This is a genomic window from Leucobacter tardus (assembly GCF_017583045.1).
Lineage (GTDB): Bacteria > Actinomycetota > Actinomycetes > Actinomycetales > Microbacteriaceae > Leucobacter > Leucobacter tardus.
The window spans coordinates 554,585-572,476 of sequence record NZ_JAGFBF010000005.1; the positions used below are offsets into that span (position 1 = coordinate 554,585).

Consider the following 17,892-nt stretch of genomic DNA (forward strand, 5'->3'; position numbering starts at 1 on the left):
TCACTTTTCCTCACACTCACCGCTAGAGTGAGAAAACCTCTCGCTGATGATGAGAATAAGTAAAGGGTATCGCGGGTGCTGACGTCAATATGTTTCTCGCGCGTCGTCGAGAAACTCGCGCACAAAGCTGCGCTTTGGAGCAATATGTCGCTCTGGACCGCGGATGACCGCGGAGTGCGAGATCCGAACACGGTGGAGGCGCCCACCACCCCAATGTTCGCATTTCACAGCTTTCATGGCATCATGATGTGAGGAATTATCACTTCTGAAAGGATCGACATGGCGAGTTGGCTCAAGGACGCGTTCGACAACCCGAAACCCGTGATCGCAATGCTGCACCTCTCGGCGTTGCCGGGAGACACGCTCTACGACAGCGCGGCCGGAATGCGTGCGATCGTCGAGCGTGCGCGGCGCGAACTGCACGCGCTGCAGGAGGGCGGCGTCGACGGTGTGCTGATCTCCAACGAGTTCAGCCTCCCCTACCTCACGCAGACGGAACCGATCACCGCGATCTCGATGGCACGCATCATCGGTGAGCTCGTCGACGAGATCGAAATCCCCTACGGCGTGAACGTGCTGTGGGACGGCCGCGCCTCGATCGACCTCGCGATGGCGACCGGCGCGCAGTACGTGCGCGAGATCTTCACGGGCGTCTACGCCAGCGACTTCGGACTGTGGAACACCAATGTCGGCGAGGTCGCACGGCACCGGCACCGCATCGGCGCCGATCACGTGAAGCTCTTCTTCAACATCGTGCCCGAATCGGCGACCTACCTCGCTGAGCGCGACCTCGAGTCGCTCACCCGGTCGACGGTGTTCGCGACGCTCCCCGATGCGCTCTGCGTGTCGGGACTCACGGCCGGTGCCCCGACCGACACCCAGACGCTTGCGATCGCGAAGTCCGCCGCGGGCGACGTTCCCGTTTTCGTCAACACCGGTGTGCGCTCCCACAACATCGCCGAGCAGCTCTCGATCGCCGACGGCGCCATCGTCGGTACCACGTTCAAGAAGGACGGCGTCTTCGAGAACGAGGTCGACGCCGCCCGGGTCACCGAGCTCATCACCGCAGCGCAGGAGTTCCGCCGCTCGCTCTGAACCTCACCTAGACCGCCCCAGGGGACGCATCGCGGATCATCCGCGGCCGGATGCGTCCCCTGAGGTGTTTCTCGGGGTCGAATTCGCGTGCACGCCGAATCTCCGCGACAAATGATTCAATGAGCACATGCGAAGCATCGGCGAGGGACTCTTCTCCCACGGCTTAGGAGGACTCGTCTCCGGCGATTCCGGCGACCTCGGTGGTCTCGCGAACAGCGTTGTGCGTCACATCGAGCTCTCGTTGACGGTCGGGCTCCTGCACGACGGCGAGAAGCTGCCCCCGGAGGCCCGCTTAGCCGACCAGCTCGGCGTCTCCACCATCACCCTGCGGCAAGCCCTCGCGACGCTCCGTGACCGCGGCATCATCGAGACGCGTCGCGGGCGCAGCGGTGGCAGTTACATCAGAGACAGTCAGAGCGTGAACGCGACCCAAGCGGAACGCACGCTCCGCGCGATGAGCTCCGACGAGCTCCGAGATCTCGGTGACCTCTTTTCGGCGATCGTCAGCCGGTCGGCGTGGCTCGGCGCTTTCCGCGCCTCACCGAGCGAAACGCATCGACTCCAGCGGATCCTTCACGCGCTCGAGGCTGCCGATCACGCGAATGGTCGGCGACGCGCCTACTGCCGACTGCACATCGAGATCGCTGTGGCGGCGCAATCCCCTCGTCTCGCGCAGGCCACCACGCAACTCCTCGGTGAGATCGCCGCGCCACTGTGGAACTCGCAGGTGTCCGTGCTCGAGGTCGACACCGCGGGGTACGGATCGCTGCTCGCGGCTATCGAGCGTCGCGATGCGGCGAGCGCCCGTGACACCGCCCACCGTCTGGTGGAGTCCGAGAGCCGCGCCCTCATCGAACAGCACCTGCGTCTGATGAGCGCACCGAGCACGGAGGTGCCGTCGTGAGCGCATCGGTCGACGAGTTGGAGACGATCGCGAACGCTCTGTCCGAGCGGCTCGCAGCGATCACCAGCGAGTTGGTGCTCCTCACCGATCACGTGACGACGCTGATTCGCGATGTGCATCACCGAAGCACCGGCGTGGTGCGCGCCGATCTCACACAGCTCAGCGGGTTTCTGCGGGGCGCTCTCCGTGATTCGGCAGCGATGATGGACGGGATCGGGATCGCCACGGCGACCGGGTACCTGCAGGATTCGGAGCACTGGCTCGAGTGGTGGAGGCGGGGCCCACGCGGACGGGTCGAGTTCGTGGTCCACAGTCTGAACCCTGAACAAGACGTGTTCTACGACTACGAGTCGCGCCCCTGGTTCGCCCGCCCAATCAGCGAACGGCGCACCATCGTCACGGGCCCCTACGTCGACATGGGCGGCACCAACGCCTACACGCTGACGATCGCGGTGCCCATCGAGGTCGCCGGCCGGATCGTCGGGGTCGCCGGCGCCGACGTCATCGCCTCTCGGTTCGAGCGGTATCTCGTCCGCGGCCAGCACCCCGGGCCCCTTCCGCTCCCGCGTGTGCTCGTCAACGGAGCGGGCCGCGTGATCGCCTCCACTTCCGCCGAGCATCCTCCGGGCACGCTCTTCCCGGAGACCACACTCGACATCGCCGCGTCGACCGCAGTGGCGCACGGTGCACCCCCGGAGGATCCGTGGCGACTCCTTCACCTCCGCTAAAAGATTTAAAAACACTTTATTGATCTTTGGCGCCGGGGTTGCTGAGGTAGGGATCAGGCCATCGACGATGACGGCCCGCCCCGAATCGGGCGCACCCGCACAGGAGGAGCACCATGTCCCGCAGGACACCCGCCATTCGCCGCCCCCACTCCCCGCTTCCCGCACCGAACCTGCCGCCTTTCGGGCATTTCATCGACGGAGCATTCTCCGCCGGATCCGGCACCGAGACTCTGAGCGTCGAGAACCCTGCGACGCAGACGGTCGTCACCGAAGTCGTCGCGGGCACGTCGGCAGACGTGGACGCCGCGGTCACAGCCGCACGCCACGCACTTCCGGCGTGGGCTGCGACGACCCCGAAGCACCGGTCCGACATGCTCCTCCGGATTGCCGACACCATCGAGGCACACCACGAGACGCTCGAACAGCTCGAAGCCGCGAACACCGGCAAGCCGGACCCCGTGTCTGCCGACGACATCGCAAGCGCCATCGATACCTTCCGGTTCTCCGCGGGAGCCGCGCGCACCCTGACGTCACTTGCCGCAGGTGACTACGCCGAAGGTCACACATCGATGATCCTGCGCGAGCCCGTCGGCGTGATCGGCGTCATCACTCCGTGGAACTACCCCCTGCTGATGGCAGCGTGGAAGATCGCCCCGATCCTCGCCGCGGGCAACACGCTCGTGCTGAAGCCGTCGGAGGATACGCCGCTCACCACGCTCAAGCTCGCCGAACTCATCGCGGAGATCCTGCCAGCAGGAGTCTTCAACGTCGTCACCGGCACCGGATCCGTTGTCGGCCAGGCGATCTCCGAGCATCCCGGTGTCGACCTCGTCGCACTCACCGGCAGCGTGGGCAGCGGCCACAAGGTCGCCGCAGCAGCCGCAACGACGCTGAAGCGCGTCCACCTCGAACTCGGCGGCAAAGCGCCCGTCGTCGTGTTCGACGATGCCGACCTCGAAGCCGTCGCTCAGGGCGTGCGGAACGCGGGCTTCTGGAACTCGGGGCAGGAGTGCGGCGCCGCGTGCCGGGTCCTCGTCCACGAGTCGGTCGCCGACGAACTGACGGAGTTGCTCGTGCGCGAGGTCGCCGACATGACCCTCGGCGGGCCGGGAACCGGAGACGACACCGAGATCGGTCCGATGATCTCTCGCAACCACTTCCGGCGTGTGCAGGAGGTCCTGCGTCGGGTCGCCGACGAGGGCCTCGACATCGCCATCGGCGGTTCCGCCGTCGCCGAAACCGGGTACTTCATCGAACCCACGGTGGTCACCAACGTCCCCGCGGGATCCTGGATCACCCAGCACGAAGTGTTCGGACCCGTCATCTCGGTCGAAACGTTCTCCACGAGCGAGGAGGCCGTCGAACGCGCCAACGAGACGCCGTACGGGCTCGCCGCTTCGGTGTGGACGCGAGACGCCGCGCGATCCCTCACCGTGCCCCGCCAACTCGACTTCGGCACCGTCTGGGTGAACTCGCACCTCACGCTCGCCTGCGAGGTGCCCTGGGGCGGCTTCAAGGGTTCCGGCTACGGCCGCGACCTCTCGCTCTACTCCCTCGAAGACTTCTCCCGCACCAAGCACGTCATGATGCACCACGGATCCTGACCTCTTCAGCGTTGAAGGAACAGCCATGAACAGCACCCACTCGGCCGGACCGGCCGCACCGTTCGACACCCACAAGCCCTGGACCAACTGGGGCGGCAACCAGACCGCGACCCCGGCCTACACCGTTCACCCCCGCACCGACGATGAAGTCGTCGACACAGTGCGCTTCGCGATTCGCGAGGGCCTGCAGGTGCGCGTCGTCGGCGCCGGCCACTCATTCACTCCCGTCGTGCAGACCGGCGGGATCCTGCTCGACCTCTCGGCCATCACCGGAATCACCGGCGTCGATACCGCGCGACGCCGGGTGCGCTTGCGCGGCGGCACCGCGATCCACCAGATCGGCGATCCGCTCTGGGAGCACGGCCTCGCCCTCGTGAACCAGGGTGACATCGACAAGCAGTCGATCTCGGGCGCGATTGCCACCGGCACCCACGGGTCGGGCAAAGATCTCGGAAGCTTCTCTTCGGCACTGCGCTGGGTGCGGCTCGTCGACGGCCGCGGCGACATCGTGGAGATCGGCGAGGATCGTCTGCACGAGCTCCGCGCGGCGCAGACCGCCATCGGCACCCTCGGCGTCTTTCTCGAAGTCGAGCTGCAGGTGGTCGACCGGTACTACCTGCAGGAGCAGATCACCTACCCGACATGGGCGGAGACGAAGGCCACGTGGGACAAGGACATTGCCGAGAACCGGCACTACTCGTTCCTCTGGTGCCAGGCGGAAGAATCTGCTGCACTCTACGAACTGCCGACGCCCGCCGGCGAAGCGATGTCGGGGCGCAGCTACACCAAGCGCTACAACGCGATCGACATGGACCCTGACGAGCGCGGCGTCGACCACACCGAAGGTCAACGGCGGGATCGCTCGTACCGCATCTACCCCGGCGGCTTCATGCTCCCCTTCCACGAGCTCGAGTACTACGTGCCCGCGGAACGCGGCCTGGAGGCCATCGAGCAGCTGCAGGATCTCATCCTGCACACTCACACCGACCAGAAGTACCCGATCGAGACACGCTGGGTGAAACAAGACGAGGGGTATATCTCGCCGTTCAGCCACCGCGACACCATGGTGCTCTCCGTCTCGGGCGCCCCGGGATCGGACTACTGGCCCTACCTGCGCGACGTCGACGGCCTGCTGGCCGAGTACGACGCGCGCGTGCACTGGGGCAAGATCCACTTCATGACTCGCGAGCGCATGGAGCGACTGTTCCCGCAGTTCGATCAGTTCCTCTCAGTGCGCCGCGAGTTCGATCCCCACGGCGTCTTCTTGAACGACCACACCCGTGCGTTGCTCGCGTAACCCTGCTCTCGGCGGCACCGCTGCCGCCACTGCGAAAGGAGACGACATGGAAGTCGTCGGCCAAGTGATCATCTACATCATGATGGCGTTCGTGCTCATCGGAGCCGGAGCGTACATCTCGAAACCCACGTCTGCGCTCGGTCGGGAATTCAAAGAAGGGATTCTCTCGATCGGTCACATCTTCTTGCCCGTCGCCGGGGTCATGACCCTGGTGCCGGTGCTCGTGCAGATCGTCAACGCCACCGCCGCACCCGTGTACGCGTGGTTCCACGCGGACCCGGCGCTCGCCGCCGGCACGTTCATCGCCGGCGACATGGGCGGCTACAACCTCGCGTTCGAACTCGCCGACTCGCACGGTGCCTGGATCATGGCGTTCATCGCGAGCTTCATGGCGGGGTCGACCATCGTGTTCTCCATTCCCGTCGGTCTCGCGATGACTGATCGTCGCGACCACAAGTTCCTGGCACTCGGGGTCATGTCGGGTCTGCTCGCGATCCCGTTCGGCGTGTTCGTGGCGACGCTCATCGTGCTGAACTCGGGAGTGCTGCTGCGCGAAGAGATCAACACGAGCGGCGCGGGAACACGACCGTTCGATCTGCCACTCGGCGAGATCGTGCTCAACCTCGTGCCGCTCGCACTCGTGATGCTGCTCATCGCGCTCGCGCTCCGCTTCTTCACGGGTGTCACCATCAAGGTGTTCCTGATTCTCGGTCGCGGACTCGAGATCGTATTGACGGCGGCGCTCGCCGTGTCGATCGTCGAGTACTTCACCGGCATCTTCTCCACCATCTTCGGGTTCTGGCCGCTCGACCCGTTCATCGCGGACGCAGACGATCAGTTCCGCGCGCTCGAGATCGCCGGCTACATCGGCGTCATGCTGGCCGGTGCGTTCCCGATGGTCTACGCGATCCGCAAGGGACTCGCCAAGCCCCTCGGTGCACTCGGCAGCAAGATCGGAATCTCGCCCGAGGGCATGAGCGGCTTCCTCGCCGCGTCGGCGAACATTTTGGCACTGTTCCGCATCATCCGGGTCATGCCACCGAAAGAGAAAGTGCTGACGATCGCCTTCGCCGTGTGCGCCGCGTTCCTCATCGGCGACCACCTCGCCTTCACCGCGAACTTCCAACCGTCGATGATCGCGGCCCTCATGGGCGGCAAACTCTTCGGCGGCGTGCTCGCGGTCTTTTTGGCGCTGTGGCTCGTGATTCCACAGGCGCGGCGTCTTGAGCAGGAGGACCGGGAGTCGGGCGTCATCGAACCCGGCGAGTATGTCGTCGCCGAAGACGAAGCTGAGGGACGGCGTCGGGTGGCTTCAGCGGAGGCGTCGGAGACGACGGGCTAGGCGGCCGAACAAGTGCGTCGGGTTTGTGCAGCAACGGCACTTCGGGTGAAGCCTTCGCGCGCACCCGGCGCACTCCCCTATGGCGTCACTGCCGCGCCCGCCCATGGGTCGGGTGGTACGCACGCTCGTGCTCGCCCGTCGCGATCAAGCAGGCGGCCGTAGACCTTCGACATGCGCGTATTGATGGCGCGACCGACCAGCTCAGCGGGGATCTCGAGCTGCAGAACTCGAGCGATGAAGCGTTCTCCGTCGGGCAGGTCGCGCAGGCCTGCGATGACGATGAAGTTCGCCGTACTCGCGACGGATGCGCAGAAGCGGACCTCGCGCCACGACCCCACCTGTAACGCGAACTGCTCGACGAGCAGCGGCGGAACGCGGAACGACAGGAGCATGGCGATCGGATAGTCGAATGCCGGGCGCGCGACATCGCATCGGAACACGATCTGCCGCTGATCCTCCAGCCGTGAGATGCGACGCGCGAGCGCCGCCGGCGACGTGCCGAGTCGTTCGGCAGCAGACTGCACCGTTATCCGGGCATCCTCACCCAGCGCGAGCAGGAGCGATCGCATGTCCTCACCCGGTGCGATGGACGCCTGGCGACGATCCGCTGGTGGATTCTCGGGAATCGGTAAGAGGCCCTGACGCCAGTCCACACCACCTGCAATCTGATGGAACAGATTCACTCGCACCCGCTCCGAGCGCACGAGGTCGGGCAGGCCGGATTCCACGCGCGCGAGCACCCCGTCCAGCGAGACACCGATCACAATGCAGTACAGGTTGAAGTCACCCGTTGTGTGCCCCACAGTAATGACGTCGGGGATGGCACAGAGCGCCTCGGTGAGGGCGTCGACGTTCTCGATGCGGCAGCGGATCTCGATGAACGCGCCCTTCGACGCCGCGGGGTGCAATGCCACTCCGGTCCAGGCCAGACGCTCTCGATGCAGACGCTTCCAGCGCCGTGCAACGGTGGTCTCGGTGAGTCCCAATCTCTCGGCGATCGCACTCCACGGAGCACGTGGCTGCAGTTGGACCGCATCCACGAGTTCAAGATCGGTGGCATCAACAGCGGAGTGCATGATTCCTGCATTCTAGTCGGCGAGACGATTGCTTTCCGGCTTGCACGTCGATGAAAGCGTGGTTTTCAGCATCCGCAGGCGTCATCGCATTCGCTGACTATCGTGGCTCGCGACCGGAAGGATTGCACGTGACATCGAAGTTTCGTACAAACAGGCTCGATCTCGAAGACCCGAAAGAGAAAGAGCTGTTCACCAAGATCAGTAAGAGACTGCTCCCGTTCCTGCTGCTCTGCTATACGTTCGCCTACCTGGACCGGGTGAACATCGGCTACGCCAAACTGCACATGCAGGCGGAGATCCCAGCCCTGACGGAAGTGGTGTTCGGCATCGGCGCCGGCCTCTTCTTCCTCGCGTACGCGGGCCTTGAGATTCCGAGCAATCTGCTCATGCACCGCATCGGTGCGCGCAAGACGATCACGCGCATCATGGTGCTCTGGGGCTTCGCCTCGGCAGCGATGATGTTCGTGCAGAACGAGGCCATGTTCTACGTTCTGCGCATCCTCCTCGGCATCTTCGAGGCGGGGTTCGCGCCGGGCATCATCCTCTATCTCACGTATTGGTTCCCCGCGAAGCGCATGGCGGCGGTCATGGGCGTGTACATGCTCGCCGGTCCGATCGGCTCGATCATCGGTTCCGCCGGATCCGCCCTCATCATTGAGGCTACCGACGGGATCGCGGGTCTCTCGGGGTGGCAGTGGATGTTCGCGGTACAGGGCTTGCCCTGCGTGCTGCTCGGCATTATCTTCTGGCGCTACATGACCGATCGCCCGAACCAGGCAGGTTGGTTGACCGCCGACGAACGCGCGCTGCTCGCGAAGCGTCTCGACGCCGCTGCGGCGCAGAAGCACACCAACAGCTTCGCGACCGCGCTGAAGAACCCGACGGTCTACGTGATGTCGGGCGCCTACTTCGGCATCATGTGCGGCATTTACGCGGTGAGCTTCTGGCTCCCGACGATCCTGCAGGAGAACGGCATCACTGACAACTTCGTGAACGGGCTCGTCTCGGCGATCCCCTACGCGATCACGATTCCCGTCATGATCCTGCTGACCCGGAGCTCCGACCACTTCGGTGAGCGCACCTGGCACGCGTTCGTGCCAACAGTGATCGCGCTCGTGGGTCTCACGGTGGCCGCGTTCACCTCGTCGAGTTTCATGGTCTCATTCGTGGCGCTCACCGTCGCCATCGCCGCAGTGTGGGGTGCGTACACGGTCTTCTGGGCCGTGCCCGCGCAGCACTTCGGCGGAGTCGCCGCAGCTGGCAGCATCGCGTTCATCAATACCATTGGGATTCTCGGCGGATTCGTCGCACCGACCATCATGGGATTCGTGAAGGAGGTCACCGGGAGCACCCAGGGCGGTTTGCTCACCATGGTCGGCCTGCTCGTGATCTCGGCGGTCAGCCTGTTGATTCTGCCCAAGCGCATGGCGAAGGAGGTCCAGCAACGTGAAGCACTCGGACAGGAATGAGGATCCGGTACTCGGCGCTCTCAGCGGTCGGCGACCACTCACCTGGTGGCGCAGCGACCTCCCGGCATCCCAGGCGGTGATCGAGGCTTCGAGGATCGATGACCGCCTGGTCGACAACGCGGATCAGCGATTCACCCGGTTCGCCCCGTGGTTTGCCGAGCACTACCCGGAGGCTGCATCGAACGGGGGCATCATCGAGTCACCCGTCGTCCGCATCGATCGCGCGCGGGACGAAGTCAACGCACTGGGTGTGACTCTGTCGGGTTCCCTGTGGGTGAAGCGGGACGACTCGCTTCCCGTGAGCGGTTCGATCAAAGCGCGAGGCGGATTCCACGAGGTACTCGAGTTCGCCGAACAGGTCGCCGCGGAAGCCGGACTCGACGCCGATGACTGGCACACCTACGACTCCCCCGAGTTTCTCGAGCTGGCCCGTGCGCACCGAGTGGTCGTCGGGTCGACGGGCAACCTCGGCCTGTCGATCGGGATCCTGAGCGCCGCCCTCGGTTTCGCCGTCGACGTTCACATGTCGGTCGATGCACGAGCCTGGAAGAAGGACTTGCTGCGCGAACGCGGCGCCACCGTCATCGAGCACGAGGGCCCGTTCGATGAGGCAGTGGCCGCCGGGCGCGAGTCTGCCGAGGGCGACGCCCGCACCCACTTCGTCGACGACGAGGACTCGCGCAGCCTGTTCGCGGGGTACGCGGTCGCCGCGCGGCGCCTGCGTCAGCAGCTCGCCGATGCGGGCATCGTGGTCGACGCTGAGCATCGGCTCGTGGTGTCGCTCCCCTGCGGCGTGGGCGGCGGGCCCGGAGGCGTGACGTATGGGCTCAAGCAGGAGTTCGGCGACGCTGTCCACTGCGTCTTCGCGGAACCCGTCGACGTGCCATCGGTCACGCTCGGCGTGCGCACCGGCAAGCACAGCGACATCTGCGTGCAAGACATCGGCCTCTCCGGCCGCACCGCCGCCGACGGACTCGCCGTCGCCCGCCCGTCACGGTTCGTGGGCGAACGCATCGGCCAACTCATCGACGGGTTCGCGACCGTGGACGACAACGTGATGCGCGCGGCGGTGGGGCTGCTGTCGCGCACCGAGGGTATTGCCGTTGAACCCTCGGCGACCGCCGGGCTGACGGTGCCGTGGCGGATCGCGCGGGGGGTGCAGGCCGGTGAATTGCGCGACGCGCTCGATGCTCCGACCACCACGCATCTCGTGTGGCTCACCGGTGGAAGCATGGTTCCCGAGGAGGAAATAGCGCAGTACATCGAAGACGGCGACGCGTTGAGCTCCTCGTTCGCGACCGAGGCGGAGCTGCAGTGACGCACACCCTCATTGCCGGAGCGATCATCGCCGATGGCGAGATCATCGGTGATCACCCCCAGGACGTCCTCTTGTTGAATGGCCACATCGAGCGGATCGCGCCACCCGGTTCGTTCGATCATCTAGGCGCGATCCCGCGCGTCGACGCCGCTGGACTGCTGCTGACACCGGGCTTCATCGACACCCACGCGCACAGCGATCACACACCGCTCATGGCCGAGGACGACACCTCGAAGATCATGCAGGGCGTGACCACCGAGGTGAACGGCAACTGCGGGTTCAGTCTCGCGCCGATCGCGACCGATTTTGAGAGCGACTACGCGTCGCTGGTACGCCGGATCTTCCCGAGCTTCCGCCACGACTGGAGAAGCTTCGCGGAGTACCTTCAGGAGTTGCGGCGCGGTGAGTTCGTCACGAACTTCGCGACGCTGCTCGGGCACAACACGATTCGGATCGCCGCGATGGGCACCGAGAACCGTCAGCCCGACGAGGCCGAGCTGCAAGCCATGGAACAGCTCGTCGACCAGGCACTCGAGCACGGAGTCGCGGGCCTCTCGACGGGACTCATCTACCCGCCCGGTGTCTTCAGCGAGACTCCGGAGGTCGTGCGGCTGGCGCGACGACTCCCCCGCGACGCCGTGTACTCGAGCCACATGCGAAACGAGAGCCGCTTCCTGCTGCGGAGCCTGGCGGAGACCGTGGAGGTCGCCGAAGCTGCCGGGGTGCGCTGCCATGTGTCGCATCTGAAGCTCGCAGACCTCCGTCGGGCGGGCGAAATGAGTACCGCGCTCGACTATCTCGCGGATCGTCGCGCCTCAGGCGTGCGCATCACGCAAGACATCTACCCGTACACGGCCGCGAGCACCATGCTGTCTGCGCTGCTGCCACCGTGGATGCACGATGGCGGGTCCGTGGCGCTGTTGCGACGGCTGGGGTCGGCCGCCGAGCTCGAGCGTGCTGCACGTGATGTGGCCGATGCATCGCTCGACTTCGAGAACTATGCCCTACAGGCGGGGTGGGAGAACGTTGTCATCGCGAGTACCGGCTCGCACCGGTTCGAGGGCGAGTCGCTGGCGTCGATCGCGAACCGACTCGGGTTGCAGCCCGTGGAGGCGGTCGGGCGGATCCTCGTCGAGGAAGAACTGCAGGCAACGATGATCGTGCACGCCATGGCGGAGGAGGACGTGCGCACCGCACTCGCCGACCCGCGGACCATGATCGGCACCGACGGCCTGCCCGCCGGCACCGGTGGACGGCCGCACCCGCGGGCGTTCGGGTCGTTTCCGCGGGTGCTGCAGCACTACGTTGCCGAGGAGGGCGTGCTCACCCTGCAGGAGGCGATCCGCCGAATGACGGCGTTGCCGGCTGAGGTGTTCGGCCTGACCGGTCGCGGGCGGGTGCTCGAAGGGTACGCCGCAGACTTGGTGCTCTTGTCGCCGGGCGACATCGTCGACCATGCCACCTTCGCCGACCCGATGCGGCGTCCGTCCGGCGTGCGCGACGTGTTCGTCAACGGGGTGCGAGTTGTCGAGGCGGGAACTTGGACCGGGCGGCGAGCCGGGGGGTTCCTGCGGGCCGGGCACTGAGGCGAGTCGGGTTTGCTTCGAAGGATCCAGTGTTAGAGGCCTGGTCTGCCTCCACGTCCACTGACGCAGTCTTAAACGGAACTCCGAGGCACGACTCGAACCAAGAACAACTGAGAAGAAAGCCTCTACTACGGGCACTCGCCTGCGTCGCTATCGCCAGCGGCGTCAACACGCGGCGCACAAGCCACCCCCTCGCTAGGCTAGACGAAAGTCCCAGCGACACCGGAGTCCCTCGATGCGATCTCCCTCGAGACAGCGCAGCCACGGAATACCGGCGCGAACACGGAAGGCCCGAACGCATGACCACTCCCCAACTTTCCCGACGTGCCCTCCTCGGCACCTTCGGCGCCGGCCTCGGAGCCGCCGCGCTCAGCACGTTGACGGCCTGCAGTCGCGGTGGCGGTGACGTCGGCGGGCCCGCTGACGTCACGTACCAGTTGTCGTGGACGCACTCGGTGCAGTTCGGCGGCACCTATCTCGCGCACAGCGAGGGGTTCTTCGACGCCCTCGACCTCACCGTCGCACTCGCGGCGGGCGGACCGAACGTCGCCGGTGACACCAACACCGTCAGCGGGCAGGCGCTCATGAACATCTCGGGCGGCGACGGCGTGGCGCGATCCAACGCGGAAGGCGCCGACCTCGTGATCGTCGGTGCGCAGTACCAGCGCGCGGCGAACACGATCCTGTCGCTCGGCGACGCGCCGCTCGAGTCGCCCGAAGACATGGTCGGTAAGCAGATCGGCGTCGCCGGGGCGAACGTTCCCGCACTCGACGCGTTCCTCGACATCAACGGCATCGCGAAGGGTGACGTCGAGTACGTGCCGAGCCAGTACGACCCCGCGGTTCTCACCGCCGGACAGGTCGACGGACTCTTCTGCTTCTACAATGACCTGCCGGTAGCCCTGCGGGTCCAGGGCGTCGACGCCTACTCCATGCTGCTCGCCGACTTCGGGTACAACCCGATGAGTCAGGTGTACACGGTGCTCCGCGAGAGCCTCGACGACGAAGCCGTCCGCGACCAGATCGTCCGCCTCATCCGCGGCGACGCGCAAGGGTGGCAGGTGTACCAGCAGGATCCGATCGCCGCCGCCGAACTCGTCGTCGACGAATACCCCGACGCGGGGCTCGACCTCGACACCCAGAAGGAACAGGCCAAGGTGCAGCTCGACATCATGTTCTCAGACGCGACTGAGCAGTTCGGCTTCGCCTGGTACACCGACGAGCAGGTACTCGAGAGCCTCGACCTCTTCGACCGATTGGGCATTGAGGGCGCGACCCCCGAGATGTGGGACCACTCAATCCTCGACGAGATCTACGCCGACGGACCCACCGCGTGACCCCAGCACCCGAAGTCGTCTGCCGCACTGTCGGCAAGACCTTCCCCGCCGCGAGCGGGCCGCTGACGGTGCTCGAACCGCAGAACCTGACCCTCGCGGCCGGATCGGTGACGGCCCTCGTCGGGCCGTCCGGGTGCGGCAAGTCGACCCTGCTGCGCATCATCGCCGGTCTCGAGACCCCGGACGATGGTGGCACGGTCACGGTGGGTGGTGACTCTCCCGCGCAACTGCGGAAACGCGGCGAGCTCGCGATCGCGTTCCAGGACGCGTCGCTGCTCCCCTGGCGGACGACTGCCGGCAACGTCGCGCTGGCGCAGAAGCTCGCGAAGCAGCCCGTCGATCAGACGCGCATCGCCGAGCTGCTCGAGACCGTCGGACTCAAGGGCTTCGAGCAGGCACGCCCCGCTCAGCTCTCCGGCGGCATGCGTCAGCGCGCCGCCATCGCCCGCTGTCTCATCACCGAACCCCGCCTGCTGCTGCTCGACGAACCGTTCGGCGCCGTCGACGAACTCACCCGCCGTCGCCTGAACATCGAACTGCCGCCGCTCTGGTCGGGGGCGCAGACGACGACCTTGCTCGTCACCCACTCCATCTCCGAGGCCGTGCTGCTCGCCGACCGCGTGCTCGTCATGTCGCCGCGCCCGGGCACCATCGTCGCCGACCTCCCCGTCGACCTCGCACGCCCGCGCACGATGGAACACCTCCACAGCCCCCGATTCACCGAGCTCGTCGACGAGATCGGCACCCTGCTCGGGGTCGACGCTCCGGTCACCACCGACGGATCCTGACCGTGGCGATCCAGAGCGACGCGCCGGCTCGCACGCGCGAGCCGGACCCCGCAAGCAAGGCGCGAACACACAGGGCGTCAAACCGCTGGGCCTCGATCCTCCGCGGCGTCCTCGGCTGGGTGGTCATCGTCGCGCTCTGGGAGCTCATTGGTCGCACGCTGCTCGAGGGCCGGTATCTCATCGGCACCCCGTCGGGCATCGTCGCGAAGCTCGTCGACAACGCTGAGGTATACGGCCGCGGTCTGATGTTCACAACGAACGAGGCCGCACTCGGCTACCTCTTCGGCAATCTCGCGGCAGCTTTCCTCGCGGTGGTCGTCGTGCTGCTGCCCGGCCTCGAGCGCCAGGTGCTCCGCATCGCGCTCGTCGTTTACTGTCTGCCGCTCGTTGCGCTCGGTCCGCTGCTGCGCCTCACGTTCGGCTTCACCGACGGTCCACAGATCACGCTCGCCGCGATCGCGGTGTTCTACCTCACGCTCGTGCCGCTGCTCGTTGGGCTCCGCGCCCTGCCGAGCACCTGGCTCGACCTCACCGCCACCTACGGGCGCGGCCGCTGGACGACGCTCATCACAGTGCGAGCACGGGCGGCGCTCCCCTACCTCATGGCGGGACTGCAGGTGTCAGTGCCCGCCGCGTTCCTCGGCGCGCTCGTCGGCGAGTTCACCGGCGCCGAGCGGGGTCTCGGCGTGCTGTCGATCCTCGCCCTGCGCAGCCTCGACACCAATGGCCTCTGGGCATTGATGCTTCTGAGCACAGTGGTTTCTCTCATTGGATACGGCATCATCTCCTGGATCGCGCGCCACGTTTCCCCCGACCGACCCGATGTACTGATGACCCCTCCGGGTTCGGCGCGACGACTGGCGGGTTGGCAGCGCTGGGCGCGCGGGATCGGCGGCGTCGCGCTCACCACGGTGATCGTGTTGGGCGCGTGGATCCTGATCTTTGAAGCACTGGACTTGAACGCCTACTTCGCGAAACGCCCCTGGGACGTCTGGGACTGGCTCATCACCTCCTCCGACGCCGGCGTGCACCGCGCCGAGATCTTCGACGCCGTGGGGCAGACGGTCGCCGTCGCGATCCCGGGATACTTCGCCGGACTCCTGCTCGGGCTCGCGCTCGCGACCGCGTTCTCCCTCTCGAACCGGGTGCGGCAGACCCTCACCCCGGTCGCCGTGGCGCTGCGGTGCGTGCCGATCATCGCGATCGCTCCGCTCCTCGTCGGCGCGCTCGGGCGCGGCGCATTCGGCACCGCCGTCGTCGTCGCGATCATGACGTTCTTCCCGACCCTCGTGTCGTGCCTGTACGGGTTGCGGCAGCTGCCCGGGCAGGTCTCCGACGTGTTCGCGACCTACGCGACCTCATCGACGAAGGTGCTGCTGCTCGGGCGGATTCCCGCGATGGCTCCCGCGTTCTTCGCCGCGGCCAGGATCGCGGCTCCCTCGGCGATCCTCGCCGCGACCGTCGCCGAGTGGCTCGCCACCGGCACGGGACTCGGCAACCTCATGGCCGTCGACGCGGCGACGAGCCGCTACACCTCGCTCTGGTCGACCGTGGTCATTGTCACGGTGGTCTCTCTGCTCGCCTACGCGCTCATCGAGTTCGTCGAACAGCGCGTGCTGCGCGTCGTCGCGCCCGAGCAGACGCGCTGGTGAACGCACCGGCCCGAGCAGGTTGACGGCAACGCGAAGATCCGCTGGACTGATCGGTGACCCCGAGGTCGCCTGACCGTTCACGTCCCCCGAAAGCCGAGCACCGCTATGAAGATCACCGCACCCAACGACTGCGGCAACGCGCCGCGCATCGGCATCGTCACCGACTTCATCACCTGGTGGGCCGGTGGCGACACTGAGCATCTCGGCGAGTGGCTGACGGATGAGGCATCTTGGACGATCGCCGGTCAGAAACCGGCCGAAGGCGCCCTCGACCTCGAATCCGTCGTGCCGCCCTTCACCGTCGCGCACGTCGATATCCGCTCCGTCATCACCCACGGTCGATTGGCGTCCTGCGACGGAACGGTGACAGCCGGAGACGCACGCCTGGACTTCAGCCACGCATTCCGCTTCGCCAGCACTGCGAAAACGGCGAAGATCGCCGAAGTGCGGTCCTACCTCGTCCCGGGAGTCTGATCTCATGCGGCGCATCAACGGTGAGAAATTCGGACGCTGGAGTCTCCGACTCGACGCCGCGTACTGCGTGCTGCTCGGGCTCGGCGTCGCGCTCTTCGCGGAGCGCATCGCAGCGGGCATCGCGCTCGCGCCCTGGCTCGTCGCGGCCATTGGCATCGCGGTAGTGGTGTGGGCCGGCGGGGTCCTGTGGATGCTGTCACGGATCCTGCTGCGCCGAGCGCTCCGACTCGTGATGACGGCAAACCTGCTGGCCGCGCTCGCGGTCGGCCTGGTCTCCGTCACCGCCGCGACGGCGCTCATCGTCGTCGCGATCATCACCGTCGCCGTCGACATCGCACTCTTCGCCGTCAGCCAGGCCGTTGCCCTCCGAGCACTCCCGAGACCAGTGCGGCCCGCTCTGCAGTAAACAGTGCACCCGTGAGAGCATGAGCGCATGAACGGGGTGTGGCTCGCAGCGATCAGCGGACTGCTGGGCGGCGGCTCGCTGCTCGTCGGCACCGCGATCGCCTGGTTCGCCGACATTCCGCAGCGCGTGATCTCCGCGATCATGGCGCTGGGCGCCGGAGTCCTCATCGCGACGCTCGCCTTCGAACTCGTCGCCGAGGCCGCCGACACCGGGGGCACGCTCGCGACGGCGGCCGGATTCTTCGGAGGCGCGATCCTGTACGTGATGGCCGATTGGTTCGTCAGTCGGCCGCACCGGGCCGGGCCGGGCGACCCCAACATCGTTGCGCGACGGGGTCGCTCGCGCGCAGGGTCCGGCACGCAGGCGGCAGGCGGGAGCGGCGGCGCGGCCATCGCGATCGGCGCGCTCATCGACGGGATCCCCGAGTCGATCGTCATGGGACTCGCGGTGCTGCAGGGCGGCGCGCTGAGCATCCCGGTCGTGGTGGCTGTGGCCATCAGCAACATTCCCGAGGGCCTCGGATCGACCGCCGCGATGCGGCGGCAGGGCTCCGGGGCTCTTCGGCCCTTCGTCATCTTCGGATCCATCGCCGTCGCGAGCATCATCGCGGCCGTCGCCGGGTTCCTGCTGTTCGCCGACGCCCCGCCCGAATTCATCGCCGTCATCACGACGGTGGCCGCGGGAGCACTGTTCGCGATGGTGGCGAACACCGTGATCCCCGAAGCGTTCAGCACCCAGCACTTCATGACCGGCGTCTGGGCCTCGGTCGGCTTCGTCGCCGCGTTCGTGCTGCACCAGGTCGCGTGAGACGCGGTC

Annotated in this window: 16 protein-coding genes; 15 read left to right on the forward strand and 1 reads right to left on the reverse strand. The window is 66.5% G+C overall.

What is annotated here, in order from left to right:
- Positions 1-279 precede the first annotated feature (279 nt).
- The 6 genes from J4H85_RS09590 to J4H85_RS09615 all read left to right on the forward strand — a co-directional run bounded on the left by J4H85_RS09590 (position 280) and on the right by J4H85_RS09615 (position 6,970).
- The gene (locus tag J4H85_RS09590) at positions 280-1,095 is read left to right on the forward strand and encodes a BtpA/SgcQ family protein (RefSeq protein ID WP_208239087.1); all 816 of its coding nucleotides are present in this window, start codon (positions 280-282) and stop codon (positions 1,093-1,095) included.
- A gap of 127 nt (positions 1,096-1,222) precedes the next feature.
- Entirely contained in the window at positions 1,223-1,999 is a 777-nt protein-coding gene (locus J4H85_RS09595) for a FadR/GntR family transcriptional regulator (RefSeq protein WP_208239089.1), read from the forward strand.
- Positions 1,996-2,727, forward strand: coding sequence for a cache domain-containing protein (locus J4H85_RS09600; RefSeq protein WP_208239092.1), 732 nt, complete (start codon positions 1,996-1,998; stop codon positions 2,725-2,727). Before J4H85_RS09595 ends, J4H85_RS09600 begins: the two co-directional genes overlap by 4 nt.
- Before the next feature lie 113 nt (positions 2,728-2,840).
- Positions 2,841-4,331 (forward strand): aminobutyraldehyde dehydrogenase, encoded by a 1,491-nt coding sequence (locus J4H85_RS09605; RefSeq protein ID WP_208239094.1) that lies wholly within the window; start codon positions 2,841-2,843, stop codon positions 4,329-4,331.
- A gap of 25 nt (positions 4,332-4,356) precedes the next feature.
- Positions 4,357-5,628, forward strand: coding sequence for a D-arabinono-1,4-lactone oxidase (locus tag J4H85_RS09610; RefSeq protein WP_208239096.1), 1,272 nt, complete (start codon positions 4,357-4,359; stop codon positions 5,626-5,628).
- Positions 5,629-5,674: 46 nt separating this feature from the next.
- On the forward strand, positions 5,675-6,970 hold the full coding sequence (locus tag J4H85_RS09615) for an ethanolamine utilization protein EutH (protein WP_208239098.1): 1,296 nt from the start codon (positions 5,675-5,677) through the stop codon (positions 6,968-6,970).
- Positions 6,971-7,047: 77 nt separating this feature from the next.
- Here the strand turns inward: J4H85_RS09615 and J4H85_RS09620 are convergent, their stop codons facing one another.
- Entirely contained in the window at positions 7,048-8,046 is a 999-nt protein-coding gene (locus J4H85_RS09620) for an Lrp/AsnC family transcriptional regulator (protein ID WP_208239100.1), read from the reverse strand.
- 128 nt (positions 8,047-8,174) lie between these two features.
- Here J4H85_RS09620 and J4H85_RS09625 point away from each other — a divergent pair, with 128 nt between their 5' ends.
- The 9 genes from J4H85_RS09625 to J4H85_RS09665 all read left to right on the forward strand — a co-directional run bounded on the left by J4H85_RS09625 (position 8,175) and on the right by J4H85_RS09665 (position 17,883).
- Positions 8,175-9,515, forward strand: coding sequence for an MFS transporter (locus tag J4H85_RS09625; RefSeq protein WP_208239102.1), 1,341 nt, complete (start codon positions 8,175-8,177; stop codon positions 9,513-9,515).
- Complete coding sequence (gene dsdA / locus J4H85_RS09630) at positions 9,493-10,833, forward strand: D-serine ammonia-lyase (RefSeq protein WP_208239103.1); 1,341 nt, start codon at positions 9,493-9,495, stop codon at positions 10,831-10,833. Before J4H85_RS09625 ends, dsdA begins: the two co-directional genes overlap by 23 nt.
- Positions 10,830-12,419, forward strand: a complete 1,590-nt coding sequence (locus tag J4H85_RS09635) for an N-acyl-D-amino-acid deacylase family protein (protein ID WP_208239105.1) — start codon at positions 10,830-10,832, stop codon at positions 12,417-12,419. The genes dsdA and J4H85_RS09635 overlap by 4 nt, the downstream gene beginning before the upstream one ends.
- 299 nt (positions 12,420-12,718) lie before the next feature.
- Positions 12,719-13,756, forward strand: coding sequence for an ABC transporter substrate-binding protein (locus J4H85_RS09640; RefSeq protein WP_208239107.1), 1,038 nt, complete (start codon positions 12,719-12,721; stop codon positions 13,754-13,756).
- Positions 13,753-14,544 (forward strand): ABC transporter ATP-binding protein, encoded by a 792-nt coding sequence (locus tag J4H85_RS09645; protein WP_307863580.1) that lies wholly within the window; start codon positions 13,753-13,755, stop codon positions 14,542-14,544. Before J4H85_RS09640 ends, J4H85_RS09645 begins: the two co-directional genes overlap by 4 nt.
- A gap of 2 nt (positions 14,545-14,546) precedes the next feature.
- Positions 14,547-16,196: an ABC transporter permease gene (locus tag J4H85_RS09650; RefSeq protein ID WP_307863581.1), complete on the forward strand. Its 1,650-nt coding sequence runs from the start codon at positions 14,547-14,549 to the stop codon at positions 16,194-16,196.
- A gap of 105 nt (positions 16,197-16,301) precedes the next feature.
- Positions 16,302-16,670 carry a nuclear transport factor 2-like protein gene (locus tag J4H85_RS09655; protein ID WP_208239111.1) on the forward strand — a complete coding sequence of 123 codons (369 nt, stop codon included), beginning with the start codon at positions 16,302-16,304 and terminating at the stop codon, positions 16,668-16,670.
- 4 nt (positions 16,671-16,674) lie between these two features.
- Positions 16,675-17,076, forward strand: coding sequence for a hypothetical protein (locus J4H85_RS09660; protein WP_208239113.1), 402 nt, complete (start codon positions 16,675-16,677; stop codon positions 17,074-17,076).
- A 27-nt stretch (positions 17,077-17,103) separates the two neighbouring features.
- Positions 17,104-17,883 carry a ZIP family metal transporter gene (locus J4H85_RS09665; protein ID WP_208239115.1) on the forward strand — a complete coding sequence of 260 codons (780 nt, stop codon included), beginning with the start codon at positions 17,104-17,106 and terminating at the stop codon, positions 17,881-17,883.
- Positions 17,884-17,892: the final 9 nt, after the last annotated feature.

What these genes read in the sequence shown, in the direction of transcription:
- J4H85_RS09590 (WP_208239087.1), top strand. Translation starts at nt 280, where the DNA reads ATGGCGAGTTGGCTCAAGGACGCGTTCGACAACCCGAAACCCGTGATC.
- J4H85_RS09595 (WP_208239089.1), top strand. Translation starts at nt 1,223, where the DNA reads ATGCGAAGCATCGGCGAGGGACTCTTCTCCCACGGCTTAGGAGGACTC.
- J4H85_RS09605 (WP_208239094.1), top strand. Translation starts at nt 2,841, where the DNA reads ATGTCCCGCAGGACACCCGCCATTCGCCGCCCCCACTCCCCGCTTCCC.
- J4H85_RS09610 (WP_208239096.1), top strand. Translation starts at nt 4,357, where the DNA reads ATGAACAGCACCCACTCGGCCGGACCGGCCGCACCGTTCGACACCCAC.
- J4H85_RS09615 (WP_208239098.1), top strand. Translation starts at nt 5,675, where the DNA reads ATGGAAGTCGTCGGCCAAGTGATCATCTACATCATGATGGCGTTCGTG.
- J4H85_RS09620 (WP_208239100.1), bottom strand. Translation starts at nt 8,046, where the DNA reads ATGCACTCCGCTGTTGATGCCACCGATCTTGAACTCGTGGATGCGGTC.
- J4H85_RS09640 (WP_208239107.1), top strand. Translation starts at nt 12,719, where the DNA reads ATGACCACTCCCCAACTTTCCCGACGTGCCCTCCTCGGCACCTTCGGC.
- J4H85_RS09655 (WP_208239111.1), top strand. Translation starts at nt 16,302, where the DNA reads ATGAAGATCACCGCACCCAACGACTGCGGCAACGCGCCGCGCATCGGC.
- J4H85_RS09660 (WP_208239113.1), top strand. Translation starts at nt 16,675, where the DNA reads ATGCGGCGCATCAACGGTGAGAAATTCGGACGCTGGAGTCTCCGACTC.
- J4H85_RS09665 (WP_208239115.1), top strand. Translation starts at nt 17,104, where the DNA reads ATGAACGGGGTGTGGCTCGCAGCGATCAGCGGACTGCTGGGCGGCGGC.